The 15,870-nt window shown below is 73.0% G+C and carries 12 protein-coding genes; 7 read left to right on the forward strand and 5 right to left on the reverse strand.

The genetic code is table 11. The annotated features are described in order from the left end of the window. Positions 1-93: 93 nt before the first annotated feature. On the reverse strand, positions 94-843 hold the full coding sequence (locus tag OG521_24285; GenBank protein ID WUW23720.1) for a TIGR03089 family protein: 750 nt from the start codon (positions 841-843) through the stop codon (positions 94-96). A 138-nt stretch (positions 844-981) separates the two neighbouring features. Here OG521_24285 and OG521_24290 point away from each other — a divergent pair, with 138 nt between their 5' ends. The 3 genes from OG521_24290 (at position 982) to OG521_24300 (ending at position 4,675) form a co-directional block, all read left to right on the forward strand. After that, a complete protein-coding gene (locus tag OG521_24290; GenBank protein ID WUW23721.1) occupies positions 982-2,310 on the forward strand; it encodes an N-acetylmuramoyl-L-alanine amidase in 1,329 nt (442 codons plus the stop codon). Between the two features lie 203 nt (positions 2,311-2,513). Next, positions 2,514-3,605 (forward strand): NDP-sugar synthase, encoded by a 1,092-nt coding sequence (locus OG521_24295; GenBank protein ID WUW23722.1) that lies wholly within the window; start codon positions 2,514-2,516, stop codon positions 3,603-3,605. An 89-nt stretch (positions 3,606-3,694) separates the two neighbouring features. Beyond that, positions 3,695-4,675, forward strand: a complete 981-nt coding sequence (locus OG521_24300) for a DNA-3-methyladenine glycosylase 2 family protein (GenBank protein ID WUW23723.1) — start codon at positions 3,695-3,697, stop codon at positions 4,673-4,675. Positions 4,676-4,839: 164 nt separating this feature from the next. Here OG521_24300 and OG521_24305 read toward each other — a convergent pair whose 3' ends face one another. From OG521_24305 to OG521_24315, 3 genes are all read right to left on the reverse strand, one after another. Beyond that, positions 4,840-6,159, reverse strand: a complete 1,320-nt coding sequence (locus OG521_24305; protein ID WUW23724.1) for a coenzyme F420-0:L-glutamate ligase — start codon at positions 6,157-6,159, stop codon at positions 4,840-4,842. Further along, positions 6,156-7,112: a 2-phospho-L-lactate transferase gene (gene cofD, locus OG521_24310; protein ID WUW23725.1), complete on the reverse strand. Its 957-nt coding sequence runs from the start codon at positions 7,110-7,112 to the stop codon at positions 6,156-6,158. The genes OG521_24305 and cofD overlap by 4 nt, the downstream gene beginning before the upstream one ends. Positions 7,113-7,225: 113 nt before the next feature. Continuing rightward, positions 7,226-7,753 (reverse strand): cysteine dioxygenase family protein, encoded by a 528-nt coding sequence (locus OG521_24315; GenBank protein WUW23726.1) that lies wholly within the window; start codon positions 7,751-7,753, stop codon positions 7,226-7,228. 703 nt (positions 7,754-8,456) lie between these two features. Between OG521_24315 and OG521_24320 the strand changes: the two genes are divergently transcribed. From OG521_24320 to OG521_24330, 3 genes are all read left to right on the forward strand, one after another. After that, positions 8,457-8,720: a WhiB family transcriptional regulator gene (locus OG521_24320; GenBank protein ID WUW23727.1), complete on the forward strand. Its 264-nt coding sequence runs from the start codon at positions 8,457-8,459 to the stop codon at positions 8,718-8,720. Between the two features lie 425 nt (positions 8,721-9,145). After that, complete coding sequence (locus tag OG521_24325; protein ID WUW23728.1) at positions 9,146-13,093, forward strand: glycosyltransferase; 3,948 nt, start codon at positions 9,146-9,148, stop codon at positions 13,091-13,093. Further along, positions 13,090-14,616, forward strand: coding sequence for a DUF5719 family protein (locus tag OG521_24330; protein WUW23729.1), 1,527 nt, complete (start codon positions 13,090-13,092; stop codon positions 14,614-14,616). The genes OG521_24325 and OG521_24330 overlap by 4 nt, the downstream gene beginning before the upstream one ends. Before the next feature lie 37 nt (positions 14,617-14,653). Here OG521_24330 and OG521_24335 read toward each other — a convergent pair whose 3' ends face one another. After that, positions 14,654-15,082, reverse strand: coding sequence for a metallopeptidase family protein (locus OG521_24335; protein ID WUW23730.1), 429 nt, complete (start codon positions 15,080-15,082; stop codon positions 14,654-14,656). Between the two features lie 322 nt (positions 15,083-15,404). Here OG521_24335 and OG521_24340 point away from each other — a divergent pair, with 322 nt between their 5' ends. Then, positions 15,405-15,782, forward strand: a complete 378-nt coding sequence (locus OG521_24340) for a DUF3499 domain-containing protein (protein ID WUW23731.1) — start codon at positions 15,405-15,407, stop codon at positions 15,780-15,782. Positions 15,783-15,870: the final 88 nt, after the last annotated feature.

The following is a 15,870-nucleotide window of genomic DNA, read 5'->3' on the forward strand; positions in this document are numbered from 1 at the left end:
GCCGGACGGGTGGCCCTCAGACCGCTTGTCATACCGCGGTGTTGGTACGGCGCACCCCCGCTGCTCCGTACCCCTCGCGTCCCCGCGTCTCCGTCAGACGGTCCGGGTGACCCGCTCGCTCTCCACCCGCTGGGCCAGCGCGTCCGCGCCCAGCTGTCCGAGGTGCCGGCACAGGACCACGGAACCGCCGGTGGCCAGCGGTGCGAAGAGCCCGGCGCTCAGACCGTCCCAGGTGTCGTACGTACGCCCCGACAGCAGCCGTGACCCGGCGTCCAGACCGAGCGCGGCACCGTCCTCGCGGGCCCGGGCGACCAGCTCCGCCCCGGTGAACCCGGCACCGCCGACCGTCAGGGCCGGGGCGTCCGGGTCCACCGGCGCGAACGGGGCGAAGCGGTCGCCCTGGCCCGGCACCTCGACGGCGTAGTCCGCGAAGCCCTCGGGGGCCTGCGGGAACCTGCCGCCCAGCGGGCGCAGCGCCAGGGCGATCCGCTCACCGCGGCAGGCCCGCGCGGCCTCCAGGCTGTCCGGCCCGGAGACGACGAGATCGGCGGCGCCCGGATCGCCCTGCACCTCGGCGACCACGCCGACCGAGGCGCAGGCCAGCAGCCAGACCGCGGACTGCCAGTGCGCGGGCAGCAGCAGCGCGACCCGGTCACCCGGCTCCGCGGCGAGGTCGCCCTGCAGCAGGTTCGCGGTCTTGGCCACCCAATTGGCGAAGGTGGCCACCGACAGTTCGACACGCTCTCCGGTGGCGTCGTCGTAGAAAGTGACCATGGGGCGGGCCGGGTCCGCGGCGAGCGCGGAACGCAGCAGGTCGGCAGGGGTGCGGTCGCTGGCGTTCATGCGCAGAAGGGTACGCGCCGGTGACGGAGGGGGCGGGGCGCGGCGGGTGTCCGGTACACCGGTTCGGCAGACGGCCCGTCAATTACCCGGCGAAACCCCGGTCGCCGGAGTTGTCCGGTTGTGCCCAGGATCATTTGTATGCGTGCCTTCATTGCATCCTCCATTGGTGTCACCTGCGCGGCAGCTCTCGTACTGCCGCTCGCCGCGCCCGCCGGCGCCGCCCCCGACACCCCCGCCCACCCGACCACCGCGGGATCCCGTCCCGCCGAGGCGTCCGGCCCCGCCGAAGTGCCCGGTTCGACGCAGTCCCTGGCCCTGGACCCGCTGGCCTCCCCGTCCGTACGCGCCACCGGAGCACCCGCGGCGGCGGCCGCCGAGCAGGGGCTGCCCGAGCGTGACGTCCGGCCGTTCTCCATGGTCGGCGTCGTCTGGGACGACGTGAACACCGAACTCCACGGCACCGCCCAGGTCCGCACCCGGGCCACCGGCACCGGCCGGTGGTCCGACTGGCAGGACCTGGAGACGCACAACGCCGAACACTCCGCCGACGCCGGCACCGCCGAACGCGACTCGGGCGCCGCCCGCGGCTCCACCGCCCCGCTCTGGGTCGGCGACTCCGACGGCGTCGAGGTCCGGGTGCGCCCCGAGACCCCGGACACCAGGGACGCCTCGGCGACCCCCGTACCGCTGCCCGCCGGGCTGCACCTCGAACTCGTCGACCCCGGCAGGGACCCGCAGGAGACCACCGCCACCGGAGCGGCGGGCGCCGACCGCACCGCCCCGCTCGGCGCCACCGCGCTCCCCGCCCTGAGCAGGACCGCGACCGAGGAGGCCGCCGGCCTCGCGCCCGGCGCCAAGCCGTTCATCGGGCCCCGCCCGCGCATCGTCACCCGCAAGGGCTGGGGCGCCGACGAGAAGCTCCGCGAGAGCGGCTTCGCCTACACGAAGACCGTCAAGGCGGCCTTCATCCACCACAGCGCCACCGGCAACAACTACAAGTGCTCCCAGGCGCCCTCGGTCCTGCGCGGCATCTACCGCTACCACGTCAAGAGCAGCGGCTGGCGTGACATCGGGTACAACTTCGCCGTCGACAAGTGCGGAAACATCTACGAGGGCCGGGCCGGCGGCGTGACGAAGGCCGTCATGGGCGCCCACACCCTCGGGTTCAACACCAACACCATGGGCATCGCCGTGCTCGGGACCTTCAGCAAGTCGAACCCGCCCGCCGCGGCCGTCACCGCCGTCTCCAAGCTCACCGCCTGGAAGCTCGGCCTGTTCGGCGCCAACCCGAAGGGCAAGGTGACCCTGACCTCGGGCGGCAGCAACAAGTACAAGAAGGGCAAGAAGGTCAAACTCAACGTGATCTCGGGCCATCGCGACGGCTTCGCAACCGAATGCCCCGGAGCGCGTCTCTACAAGAAGCTCGGCACGGCCCGGACCGGTTCGGCCCGTCTGCAGGGCCGCTGACGCGAAAGGAGCCGTGAACCGGCGCCGTGCGCGCCGGAGGCCTGCTGCGGGCTGCTGACCGAAGGACCCCCCTCCGGGCTGCATACACTGGCCAGCCGAAGAAGCTGTTGTCCGATCTCCCCTGGGCGCGGGACGCCGATCCAGCGGAGATCGGACAACAGCTTCTTACCGGCCCGGCCCCAGCAGGAAGCAGAGACAGTGCTGTGACAGAGGCAAAAGAAGCGATTCTCCTGGTCGGAGGCAAGGGAACCCGGCTGCGCCCCCTCACGGTGCACACCCCGAAGCCCATGGTTCCGGCGGCAGGCGTCCCCTTCCTCACGCACCAGCTGGCGCGTGCCCGGGCCGCCGGGGTCGAGCACATCGTCCTCGCGACGTCGTACCTCGCGGAGGTCTTCGAGCCGTACTTCGGCGACGGCTCCTCGCTCGGCCTCCACATCGAGTACGTCACCGAGCGCGAGCCGCTCGGTACCGGCGGCGCCATCCGCAACGTCGCGCACCGGCTCACCTCGGGCCCGGACGAACCGGTCCTCATCTTCAACGGCGACATCCTCACCGGCCTCGACATCCGGGCCCTGGTCACCTCGCACTCCGACTCCGGAGCGGACGTCTCGCTCCACCTCACCCGGGTCGACGACCCGCGCGCCTTCGGTCTCGTGCCGACGGACGGCACCGGCCGGGTCACCGCGTTCCTGGAGAAGCCCCAGACGCCCGAGGAGATCGTCACCGACCAGGTCAACGCGGGGGCGTACATCTTCCGCCGGTCGGTCATCGACACCATTCCGGCCGGCCGGCCGGTCTCCGTGGAGCGCGAGACCTTCCCCGGCCTGCTCGCCGACGGCGCCCATCTGCAGGGCATGGTCGACTCCACCTACTGGCTGGATCTCGGCACCCCGCAGGCGTTCATACGCGGCTCCGCCGACCTCGTCCTCGGCCGCGCACCCTCCCCGGCCGTCCCCGGCCGGTGCGGCGACCGCCTCGTCCTGCCGACCGCCTCCGTCGCCCCCGACGCGAAGCTCTCCGGCGGTACGGTCATCGGCGCCGACGCGGTGATCGGCGCGGGCGCCCGGATCGAGGGCTCCACCGTGCTGGCGGGCGCCGTCGTCGACCCCGGCGCCGTGATCACGGACTCGCTGGTCGGAGCGGGTGCCAGGATCGGCAGCCGTACGGTCCTGAGCGGCGCGGTCATCGGCGACGGGGCCAAGGTCGGCGCCGACAACGAACTGCTCGACGGCGTCCGCATCTGGTGCGGGGCCCATCTGCCCGCCGCTTCGGTGCGCTTCTCCTCGGACGAATGACCGGGACGTTCCGCCTCCCGCAGGACACCCGACTGGCCGGAATCAGCCGTACCCTCGACAGGCAGCCCCGACTACCGAGGACCTCATCCGTGGCAGGACGATTCGCACCCCGCAGCGCCCCGCGCGCGGCCGTCCCGCGCCAGACGGCGACACCCGTACCGGCGGCGCTGACCCGCGACTGGACCCCACCGGGCCCGCTCGACCTGCGGCTCGTCCTCGGTCCGCTGCGCCGCGGCCCCGCCGACCCCACGTTCCGGATGTCCGCCGACGGCTCCGTCCGCCGGGCCAGCCGCACCCCCGCGGGTCCCGGCACGCTCCACGTCGTCGCCCGCGACGGCCGGATCGAGGCCGCGGCCTGGGGGCCGGGCGCGGCCTGGCTGCTGGACCAGCTGCCGGTGCTGCTGGGCGCGGCGGACGACCCCGACGCCTTCACCCCGCGCCACCGCCTGCTCGCCACGACCCACCACCGCAGACCGGGCCTGCGACTGCTGCGCACCGGCCTGGTGCTGGAGTCCCTGATCCCGTCGGTCCTGGAGCAGAAGGTCACCACGGACGAGGCGTACCGCGCCTGGCGCCTCCTGGTCCGCAAGTACGGGGAGCCGGCACCCGGCCCGCAGGAGTACGGCCTCTACGTCATGCCGGACGCCCGCACCTGGTCGCTGATCCCGTCCTGGGAATGGCACCGCGCGGGCGTCGACAGCAAGCGCTCGGCGACGATCCTGCGTGCGGTCCGGGTGGCCCGCCGCATGGAGGAGGCGGCCGCCATGGAACTGACCGATGCGATGACCCGCCTCCAGGTCATCCCGGGCATCGGCCCCTGGACGGCCGCCGAGACCCTGCAGCGGGCGAACGGCGCGGCGGACGCGGTGACGGTCGGCGACCTCCACCTGCCCGGCATCGTCGGCCACGCCCTGGCCGGCAACCGCAACGCCGACGACGAGGAAATGCTGGCCCTGCTGGCCCCGTACGAGGGCCAACGCCACCGGGCGACCCGCCTGATCCTGCTCTCGGGCAACACGCCGCCACGCCACGCCCCAAGAATGACAAGAGGCGACATCGCCAGGCTGTAGCGAGGCACAGGCCCTGGCCGCGCACCGGGGAGCGCGTCGAGGCGGCCCATTCAAGCCCGTCCGGCTCCCATCGCGCACCGGAGCGTCCCTTTCAAGCCCGTCCGGCGATTGAGGACCGGGGTCCGGGGCAGCGCCCCGAAAACCACCCACCACCGGCCACCGCCTCACCGCACAGCGACGAACCCCTCCGCATCGCGCCCCACCCGCGGCGCCGGCGCGTCCACGGCCCGTCCCACGGCCACCGCCCCCAACGGATCCCACGACGCAGGCAACTCCAGCACCTCCCGCACGACATCACGGCAGAACATCGTCGAGGACACCCACGCCGACCCCAGCCGCTCGCCCGCCAGCGCCACCAGGAAGTTCTGGATCCCGGCTCCCGCGGCGACCACGAACATCTCGCGCTCCGCCCCGTCCCGCCGCGCGTCCCCGTACGTGTGGGAGCCGTCCATCACCATGCACGGCACCACCAGATACGGCGCCCGGCGCAGCACATCGCCCCGCTTCACCCGCCGCGCGATCGACTCCTCGCTCTTGCCGTCCCGCCGCAGATCCGCGATCCACGCGTCCCGCATCGCGTCCAGCAGCCGGCTCCGGGACTCCGGCGACTCCAGCAGCACGAACCGCCAGGGCGTCGTGTGATGGGGCGCGGGCGCCGTCACCGCCGCGGCCACCGCACGCCGCACCGCCCCGGGGTCCACCGGCTCGTCGGTGAACTCGCGGACCGTGCGCCGCTGGGTCACCGCCTCCCGGACCGCCTCGGACGTCCCGAGCCGGAACATGTCGTCGGCCGCGACCCGCACCATCGCCCGGGCCCCGGCGGCGTCGGCCGGGTCCAGGACGTGGCCCAGCCCCCGCACGACCGCGACCGGCAGGCCGTCCGCCTTGCCCTTGACCAGATCACCGGCCGAGGCCAGCTCGTCGGCGGTGGCGACCACGGTCGCGCTGAGCGGATTGCCGTACGCGTCGCTGCCGCCCCGCAGATCGTCCAGCACCCGCACCCCGGCCGCCCCGATCGCGACATCGGTCAGTCCGTTGCGCCACGGCCGCCCGAAGGTGTCCGTGACGACGACGCCGACCTCGACGCCGAGGGTGTCCCGCAGCCCCGCCCTGATCGCCCGCGCCGAGGCGTCCGGGTCCTCGGGCAGCAACAGGACCGTCCCGGCGGGGGTGTTCGACGCGTCGACCCCTGCGGCGGCCATGACGAGGCCCTGCCGGTTCTCGACGATCCGCAGCGTGCCGCGCCGCGCCACCACCCGTACCGTCTCGGCGTCGATCGCCGCCTCCCGGTCGGTGGCCTCGACGATCCGGCCCTCCGCCTTGGAGACGATCTTCGAGGTGACGAGCAGCACGTCGCCGTCGACGAGACCCGGCTCGGTGGCGGCGATCAGCTTCGCGAGGTCGTCCCCGGCCCGCACCTCGGGCATCCCGGGCAGCGCCCACACCCGGAAGGAGGGCGCGGCGTCCGGAGCGGCGGCACTCATGCGCGTACCTCTTCCGCGAGGGTCAGCGCCTGCCGCGCCATCTCGGCGGTCGCGGCGACATCGGTCATCATCAGCGGCACGGAACGGCAGCGGATGCCCGCGGACTCCACCTCGTCCACCGCGCCCGCGTCCACGGTGTCGACGAGCCAGCCGTCGAGCAGCCCGGAGCCGTAGTGCCGGGCGACCGCCGCGGCCGTCGACTCGACGCCCACCGCGGCGAGCACCTTGTCGGCCATCCCGCGCACCGGTGCGTCACCGACGATGGGGGAGAGGCCGACGACCGGCACCCCGGCCTCGGCGATGGCCTCCCGGATCCCGGGCACGGCGAGGATGGTCCCGACGGACACCACGGGGTTCGACGGCGGGAAGAGGATGACGTCGGCCCCGGCGATCGCCTCCAGGACGCCCGGAGCCGGCTTGGCCTGCTCGGCACCGACGGGCACGATCGCCTGCGCCGGGACGGAGGCGCGCAGCTTCACCCAGTACTCCTGGAAGTGGATGGCCCTGCTCTCACCGTCGACGTCGACGGCCACATGCGTCTCGATCCGGTCGTCGGACATCGGCAGCAGCCGGACCCCTGGCTTCCAGCGCGCACAGAGCGCCTCGGTGACGGCGCTCAGCGGGTAGCCCGCGCCGAGCATCTGCGTACGGACGATGTGGGTGGCGAAGTCGCGGTCGCCGAGCCCGAACCACTCGGGGCCGACGCCGTACGCCGCGAGTTCCTCCTTGACGTGGAAGGTCTCGTCGGTACGGCCCCAGCCCTGCTCCTCGTTGATGCCACCGCCGAGGGTGTACATCACGGTGTCGAGGTCGGGGCAGACCTTGAGTCCGAACAGATGGATGTCGTCACCCGTGTTGCCGATGACCGTGATGTCCGCGTCGGGCGCGGCCTCCTTGAGGCCACGCAGGAAACGAGCACCACCGATACCGCCGGCCAGAACCACAATGCGCATGCAAACAGTCTGTCAGGCGCAGCCTGATCATTGTCGGGGTGGTGGTGGTGGGGAGACGGGTGGGACTGTCAGGCGGAGCCTGATCATTGTCGGGGTGGTTGGAGGCGGGCCGATCAGACGGCCGGGACGGCCGCCGTGCACTGTGTGGCGTGCATCGGCATGTCGGTCAGGCCCGGGTAGTAGATGTGCAGGCTGACGGCCGGTTCGAGGGAGTCGTTGACGACCTCGTGGACGTAGCCGGGGGCGAAGACGCGCTGGGCGCCGGAGCCGAGGGTCCGCTGTCCGCGGTCCGTACGCTCGGTCAGTTCGCCGTCCAGGACGGTGAGTACACCGGAGGACGGGCCGTGGTCGTGCAGCCCGCTGCCCTGGCCCGGGACCCAGCTGAGCAGCCAGATCTCGTAGCCGAGCGGGGTCTCTCCTGCCCGGGCGGAGCCGAGAGCGGGGACCGTGCGCAGGCGGTGGTACCAGCGGGTGGCCGCGTCGTACTGGACGAGGTGGGCCCACTGGGAGCGGTCGGCGGCGACGGCGCGGGCGAGCCCGACGAATTCGGCCACCGTGGCGGGGTGCTCGCGCGCGGGGCGCAGCAGGTGCGGGACCTCGAGGAGGTCGCCGGCGATCTGGAGGTCGCTGTCGCTGTTCATGGGTGCGGTGGTTCCTCGGCAGGGTGCAGTGGTGCTGGTGCAGTGCTGATGGGGGTGTCGCGAGGACCGCTGGGACCGGTGACCGCAGGGCGTGGAGCCGCGTGGGGAGGTCCGGAGGTCCGGTAGGAGCTGTGTGGCTGGAGCGCGGGGGCTTCAACAACCGAGACAGCTGGAACAGCAACAGCGAGCCTGGACAGCGCTGCGGAACCCACGGATGTGGGTGGCGCGCATCGCTGAGGTCACTGGCATGACATCAAGGAGAACCGGAGAACCTCCGACTGTCAACCCAATGCCCGATTTGGCGGTAATGTTTCACCTCATCCGGTTACTCCACCCGGAGAAAGGTTTATGCAGCCCCGATGCCGGAGATGTGGCGCAACAGCTGCGGAGATAAACGCGGTCGCGGCCCCGTGACCCGACTGTGATCTTGATCGCTTCGGTGATCGAATCGCAACGTGTCCGCCCTCCGGGGCGTTCCTGTGAGTGACGGACGCGGGGGTGACGGAGCCGATGGCATATGTCAGGTTTTTGGTGATTTGAACACTTTACGCATACGCTTGGTTCCGCAGAGTGAATACCGGGCCCAATAGCAGATCTGCGCTTGACTGGCCCGAAGCTACACACTTGTAATTTCACTCGTGTCGTTCGGCCGATTCGATAACGGCCGCATCACGGGGACGCAAGAGACAGACGAGGGGCGCACATGACCGAGCTGTTCCAGCAACTGCTGGTCGAGGACGCGGACGAGGAACTCGGCTGGCAGGAGCGCGCACTGTGCGCGCAGACCGATCCCGAGTCCTTCTTTCCCGAGAAGGGCGGATCCACCCGCGAGGCGAAGAAGGTCTGTCTCGCCTGTGAAGTCCGGTCCGAATGCCTGGAGTACGCCCTCTCCAACGACGAACGCTTCGGTATCTGGGGCGGTCTCTCCGAGCGTGAGCGACGGCGTCTGAAGAAGGCCGCGGTCTGACCGCTCCCACCGGAGAACACGGAGGACATCCGGAGCCGGACCGAGCAGGGAACCGGAGCGGGGAGCCCGACCAGGGAACCCGGCGAAGGGACCCGCGGAGCTGACCTCTCCCGGGCCGGCCACCGCTCCATGGCATGCACCGCCGATGGCCCGCCGCCTGCACCCTGCCCGCAGGCGGCGGGCCATCGGCGTACCCGGGCCGGGAGACGTACGAACCCCTCATCCGCCTTACCGGGCCCGGACTTCGGCCGCCCTCCGCCGCTGCGCCCCCGCCCCCGATCAACCGGTCCGCGCCACCCCGGTTATCCGTACCGTTAGTGTGGGGCCCCGTCCGAGACGCGCCAACGACCCGACAGGGCGCGCGTGTACACCGATGCAGCCCCCGGGGGACGTCCCCCGGACCCGGCCGGAGGGCCCGTACCTCGATGTCCGTGCACAGCCAAGCAACGGCGCCGTACGCGGCCGCCGCCGCCCCAGAGTTCCCCCGGCACGTCGTCACCGCCGTGCTCGTCTCCCACGACGGCGCACGCTGGCTGCCCGACGCGCTCTCCGGGCTGCTCGGGCAGGAACGCCCCGTACAGAACGTCGTCGCCGCCGACACCGGCAGCGCCGACGACTCCGCGCGACTGGTCACCGAGGCGCTCGGCGCCGACCGTGTCCTGCACCTCGCAAGGCGTACGAGCTTCGGCACCGCGGTCGACGAGGCGAGCCGCACCGCCGGTGTCCTGACCCCGGACGACCTGCCGTACCTCAAGCGCCCCAGCGGCTGGGACCCGGTCACCAGGTCCTGGCGCGACGACGCCTACGACCTGCCCGAACTGCCGCACGGCGAGCCGGTGCAGTGGCTCTGGCTGCTCCACGACGACTGCGCACCCGAACCCGACGCCCTCGCCGAGATGCTCCGCGTCGTCGACAACGACCAGCACGCCGCGATCGTCGGACCCAAGCTCCGCGGCTGGTACGACCGCCGCCAGCTCCTCGAAGTCGGCGTCTCCATCGCCAACAGCGGGCGCCGCTGGACCGGACTCGACCGGCGCGAACAGGACCAGGGCCAGCACGACCAGGTCCGTACCGTCCTGTCCGTCTCCACCGCCGGCATGCTGATCCGCCGGGACGTCTGGGAGGAGCTCGGCGGCTTCGACCGCAGGCTGCCCCTGATGCGTGACGACGTCGACCTGTGCTGGCGCGCCCACATGGCGGGCCACCGGGTGCTGGTCGCCCCCGACGCCGTCCTGCGGCACGCCGAGGCGTCCGCCCGCGAGCGCCGCCCCATCGACTGCGCCGGGCGCTCCGTCTCCAGCCCGCACCGCGTCGACAAGGCCGGCGCCGTCTACACCATGCTCGTCAACGCCCCCGGCAAGCGACTGCCCTGGGTGCTGCTGCGGCTCGTGCTCGGCACCCTGCTGCGGACGCTCGCCTATCTCGTCGGCAAGGTGCCGGGCCAGGCACTCGACGAGGTCACCGGCCTCCTCGGCACCCTGCTGCGCCCCGGCCGCATCCTCAGCGCACGAAGCCGGCGAGGCAAGGGGGCCGTCGACCCGGCCGAGCTGCGCGGCCTCTTCCCCGCACCCGGCGCCACCGTCCGCGCGACCGTGGAACAGGTCGCCGGGAACTTCGGCGGCGGCGCGGAGGCCGAGGCGAGCGGCTCGCGGCACGGCGCCGTCGAGTCCGGTCCGGGCGGCGACGACGCCGACTTCCTGGAGATCGACCAGTTCGCCCGCCTCAAGCGCGTCGGCCGCAAGCCCGGCCCGGTGCTCTTCGCCGTTCTGCTCCTCGTCTCACTCGTCGCCTGCCGCAGCCTCCTCGGCGGCGGCGCACTGGCCGGCGGCGCCCTGCTGCCCGCACCCGGTGACGTCTCCGACCTGTGGGGCCGTTACGCGGACGGCTGGCACACCGTCGGCACCGGCGGCACCCAGACCGCCCCGCCCTACCTGGCCGTGATCTCGGCGCTGTCCGCGCTGTTCCTCGGCTCCACCGGCTTCGCGCTCACCCTGCTGCTGGTCTGCTCGGTCCCGCTCGCCGGACTCACCGCGTACTTCGTCTCGCGCCCGCTGCTGCCCTCGCGGCTGCTGCGGGCCTGGGCGAGCGTCGCGTACGCCTTCCTGCCCGCCGCGACCGGCGCCCTGGCGACCGGCCGCCTCGGCACCGCGGTCCTCGCCGTCCTGCTCCCGCTGATCGCGCGCACGGCCGTCTCCGCGTACGGCTTGCGCAGCGGCGGCGGCGGCGACGTACGCGGCAGCTGGCGCGCCACCTGGGCGTACACACTGCTGCTCACCCTCGCGATGGCGTTCACCCCCGTCGTGTGGCCGCTCGCCGTGGTCCTCGGCGTCGGTGTGCTGGCGCTGCGCCGCAACGACATCACGGCCTACGGCCTGCGCTTCCTCGCCGCGATCGGCACCCCGCTGCTCGTTCTCGCGCCCTGGTCGCTGTCCCTGCTGACCAGCCCGTCGCGCTTCCTGGACGAAGCGGGCCTGGACACCGGCTCGGGCTCGGCCTCCGCACTGGACCTGCTCGGGATCAGCCCCGGCGGGCCCAAGGCGGCGGGCGGCGTCCTGCTCCTCGGCATCGTGCTCGCGGCCCTGGCCGCGCTGCTGCGCGGGGAGCGTCAGTTCGCGGCCCGGACCGCCTGGGTCGTCGCCCTGGTGGCCCTGGCCTTCGCCGGGCTCGCCAACGGCTCCGGCTGGGCCGGACCGGCCACCCTCGTCTACGGCGCCGCGCTCATCGCCGCCGCGCTGGTCGGCGCGGACGGCGCCCGGATCCGCGTCGCCGAGCTCAGCTTCGGCTGGCGCCAGCCGGTCGCCGTCCTGATCGCGCTCGCCGCCGGGATCGCCCCCCTGCTGGCCGCCGTCGGCTGGATGATCGGCGGCGCCGCGGGCCCCCTGGAGCGCCGCGACCCGGTGCAGGTGCCCGCGTTCGTCGCCGAGGAGAGCGGTACCCGCGACCAGCCGCGCACCCTGGTGCTCGGCGGCACCTCGCCCACCTCCGTCGCGTACACCCTGGTCCGCGGCTCCGGCGCGCGGCTGGGCGACGCCGAACTGGCCGCGGCCGGTGGCGGCAACAGCCACCTCGACAAGGTCGTCGCCAACCTCGTGGCGGGCTCCGGCGCCGACCAGGGCAGCCAGCTCAGCGGCTTCGCGATCCGTTACGTCCTCGTCCGGGACGGGGCGCCGAAGCAGATGAGCCGGGTGCTCGACGCGACGCCGGGACTCAGCCGGCTCAGCCAGCTCGACGGCAGCGCGCTGTGGCGGGTCGACCGTCAGGTCGCCCGGATCATGATCGTCCCGTCGGCCGCGGGTGACGAGTCGCTGCCGGTGGGGTCCGCCCCCGTCGAGGCGCACACCAAGATCCCGGAGGGCGCCGCGGGCCGGGTCCTGCGGATCGCCGACGCCGCCGACCCCGGCTGGCAGGCCACGCTCGACGGCCGGGCGCTGACCCGCAAGACCGTCGACGGCTGGGCGCAGGGTTTCGAGCTGCCCACCGAGGGCGGCACGCTGGACCTCACGTACGAGACGCCGTTCACCCACTCCGTATGGATCTGGGCCCAGGCCGCGTTCGCCGTGGTCCTGCTGGTCCTGGCCCTGCCGGGCCGTCGCCGCGAGATCGACGACGACCTGCCCGAGGAGGCCGTGGCGGTCCCCGCCGAGGCGCTGTCCGGCGACGGCCGCCGTGCCCGCAGGCTCCGCGCGGCCGCGCTGGCCGAGGGCGAGGCGCAGGGTGAGGACGGCGACACCCCGGGTGCGGGGGAGCAGGCGGGGTACGTCCCCGACCAGCAGACCGGCCCGCAGGCCACCGTCCCGGAACCGTCGCGGGATGCCGACGACGACGGACACGTCTTCGTCCCCCAGCAGTCCGAAGGCGACACCGGCCAGTACGCGGCGGTGCCGCAGCAGCAGTACGGCGAGTGGGACGCCCAGCAGTACCAGGGCGCCGGCTACCCGCAGTACCAGGAGGGCCAGTACCAGGAAGGCCAGTACGCGGCCGGGCAGCAGCAGCAACAGCCGCAGCAGCAGCCTGACGGCACCGGTGGCTACGACGCGTTCGGCTATCCCCAGCAGCAGGGCGAGTACGCCCCGTACGACCCGGCCCAGTACGGCAACGCCCCGCAGGACAACAGCGGGACGTACGACCCCGACAACCCGTACGGCAACGCCGCCCCCTACGGCACCGGTGACCCGTACGGGACCGGCCAGTACGGCGCGGGCCAGTACGACGACCAGGGCCAGTACGGGGGCGACCAGGGCGCGTACGGCGGCCAGGCCCCGTACGACCCGCGGAACCAGCCGCACAGTCCCGAAGAGAACCCCGACGACAACCCCGCCCCGGGCCAGAACCCGTGGCCGACCGGCAACACATCGCGAGGCGAGTCCGAGTGAAGTCCACCAGCCTGTCCCTCATCGCCGGGGCCGTCGCCCTCGCCGCCGTCACCGGATTCGCCGCGGTCACCGCACCGGGCGACGGGGGCACGACGCAGGCGAGGGCGGCCGAGCGGCTGCCCGTGGAGCGGTCCAGCCTGCTCTGCCCGGCCCCCGGCCTGTCCGATCTCGCGGAGACGACGTACACCTCCTTCACCCCGCTCGCGAAGAGCGGCGGCGCGGACGGAACGGCCGGGGCGGCCGAACTCGGGTCCACGGCCGTCAAGGACGCCGACACCAAGAAGGACAAGGACGACAAGGACAAGAAGACCAAGAAGGCGGACGCGGACAAGCCGGTCGTCTCCCTCAAGGAACCCGGGAAACCGGCCACCGCCGAGGCGTCCGGCGGGGACGCCCCCGCACTCGTCGGCACCGCCACGGGCCGGCTGGCCCCCGGCTGGACCGCCCAGCAGACCACCACCGTCGAGGCGGGCGACTCCCGCGGCCTGCTCGGCGTCAGCTGCACCGCGCCCGACACCGACTTCTGGTTCCCGGCCGCGAGCACGGCGAAGTCCCGCGAGGACTACGTCCACCTGACCAACCCGGACGACACCGCCGCCGTCGCCGACATCGAGCTGTACGGCCCGGACGGCACGCTCAAGTCCGACGTCGGCGAGGGCATCACCGTCCCCGCCAGGTCCGGCGTCCGGGTCCTCATCTCGACGCTGACCAGCAAGGCCGCCGACGATGTGACCGTCCACGTCACCACGCGCACCGGACGCGTCGGCGCGGTCGTCAGGGCCGCGGACAGCGAGAACGGCAGCGACTGGCTCACGGCCTCCGCCGACCCGGCGAGCACCCTGGTCCTGCCCGGCATCCCGGCGGACGCCACCTCCGTACGGCTGGTCGCCTTCGTCCCCGGCGAGGACGACGCCGACCTCGAACTGAAGCTGCTCGGCAAGACCGGGGCGATCTCACCGGCGGGCCACGAGGACCTGCACGTCAAGTCGCGGATGACCGCCGGCGTCGACCTGAAGAACCTGACGAGGGGCGAGGCGGGTTCCCTGCTGCTGAAGCCCGCCGAGGGCAAGACCACTCCGGTGGTGGCCGCGCTGCGCGTGGTCCGCGGCAAGGGCGACAAGCAGGAGGTCGGCTACATCCCGGCGACCGGCCCGGTGGGCGCGCAGGCGACCGCCGCCGACAACCGGGCAAAGGGTTCGGTCCTCTCGCTCACCGCACCCGGCGCCGCCGGCAGTGTGAAGGTCACGGCGTCCGCGGGCAGCAAGGGCGGCACCCCGGTCAGCAAGACGTACCAGGTCGGCGCCGGTACGACCCTCGCGGTCACGCCGCCCGTACCGGCCGGCCTCAAGGGCACGTACGCGCTGACCGTCGAGACGCAGTCGGGCGGCCCGGTCCACGCCGCCCGCACGCTGACGGTCCCGCTGGACGGCATCCCGATGTTCACGGTGCAGACGCTGCCGGACGACGGCGGAACGGTCGAGGTCCCGGCCGCCGAACAGGACCTGTCGGTCCTGGACGACTGACGCGGAGGGGACGGGCGGGCGTGGCCGTACGGGACGGCTACTCCTGCCCGTACCGGGGATCGACCGACTCCGGCGAGAGGCCGAGCAGCTCCGCGACCTGCTCCACCACGACCTCGTGCACCAGCATCGCCCGCTCGTCGCGGTTCTTGGTGCGGATCTCGACGGGGCGCCGGTAGACGACGATCTGCGCGGGCCGTTCCTTCTGCGCGGGGAGCGCGACGCCCAGCGGCACGGTCTCCTCCGCGGTCCCCGGCACGTCGAGGACGACGAAGTCGACCTCGGCCAGCTGCGGCCAGCGCCGCTCCAGCCGTTCCACCGAGTCCTGCACCAGATCACGGAAACTGTCCGCCCTGCTGGCCGACAGCGGCACCTGCGGAGGTGCGACGGGCCCGCGCATGCCGCGGCCGTGTCGGTCTCGGCGCCGCGGTCGCGGCTCGGACGGGAGGGGCGGTACGGGACTGTCCATCACTGACGCAGCGTAACCCTCCGCCGGGTGACGGGCCCGCCGCTGTCCGGCGGGGAACCCACCTGTCCGTTTCTGAACGTTCCGGCCACGCCGTGACCCGTTTCAGGCCCTGCTCCCGACCGTCGGCCGACCACTGTTTGTCAGGTTTTGCGCCGAGTGGTGACCGGAATCGTTGTCGACGCCGTCCGCGTCCCTCTCCCCCCGTGCAGGTCAGGGGAGTTGCCCGGGAAGCGGGTGTGCCCGGCATCACAGGGCGACACGGTGGGGTGACCTGAGGGAGAGTCGTCGCAGCCCGCTCAAGAGTGCGGTACCGTCCAACATCGTGAGCCTTGTACGTCGCTGTTCGCGCACCGCGTGCGGCCGCCCTGCCGTCGCGACACTGACGTACGTCTATGCCGACTCGACTGCGGTCCTCGGCCCGCTCGCCACCTACGCCGAGCCCCACTGCTACGACCTCTGTGCCGAGCACAGCGAGCGCCTGACCGCGCCCCGCGGCTGGGAGGTCGTCCGGCTCTCCGACCCCTCCGCACCCACCCGCCCCAGCGGTGACGACCTCGAAGCCCTGGCCAACGCCGTGCGGGAAGCCGCGCGTCCGCAGGACCGCGCGGACGGGACCAGGGGCGGCGGTCCGCGCACCGCGGACCCGATGGAGGTCGGCCGCCGGGGCCACCTGCGCGTGCTCCGCTCACCCGAGTCCTGAACCTGGAGCCGTGGCCCGGAGTATCCGGCGCATGAGGCGTTCCGGACCGCCGGGTAGTTTGGCGGTCCGAAGAAACCTCAGGAGGACC

Origin of the sequence: Streptomyces sp. NBC_01463, assembly GCA_036227345.1 — a bacterium.
Taxonomy (GTDB): Bacteria; Actinomycetota; Actinomycetes; order Streptomycetales; family Streptomycetaceae; genus Streptomyces.

Excerpts from the sequence above, each read along its gene's own strand:
- OG521_24285 (WUW23720.1), bottom strand. The coding sequence starts at position 843 with ATGAACGCCAGCGACCGCACCCCTGCCGACCTGCTGCGTTCCGCGCTC.
- OG521_24290 (WUW23721.1), top strand. The coding sequence starts at position 982 with ATGCGTGCCTTCATTGCATCCTCCATTGGTGTCACCTGCGCGGCAGCT.
- OG521_24315 (WUW23726.1), bottom strand. The coding sequence starts at position 7,753 with ATGAACAGCGACAGCGACCTCCAGATCGCCGGCGACCTCCTCGAGGTC.
- OG521_24325 (WUW23728.1), top strand. The coding sequence starts at position 9,146 with ATGTCCGTGCACAGCCAAGCAACGGCGCCGTACGCGGCCGCCGCCGCC.
- OG521_24320 (WUW23727.1), top strand. The coding sequence starts at position 8,457 with ATGACCGAGCTGTTCCAGCAACTGCTGGTCGAGGACGCGGACGAGGAA.
- OG521_24305 (WUW23724.1), bottom strand. The coding sequence starts at position 6,159 with ATGAGTGCCGCCGCTCCGGACGCCGCGCCCTCCTTCCGGGTGTGGGCG.
- cofD (WUW23725.1), bottom strand. The coding sequence starts at position 7,112 with ATGCGCATTGTGGTTCTGGCCGGCGGTATCGGTGGTGCTCGTTTCCTG.
- OG521_24335 (WUW23730.1), bottom strand. The coding sequence starts at position 15,082 with ATGGACAGTCCCGTACCGCCCCTCCCGTCCGAGCCGCGACCGCGGCGC.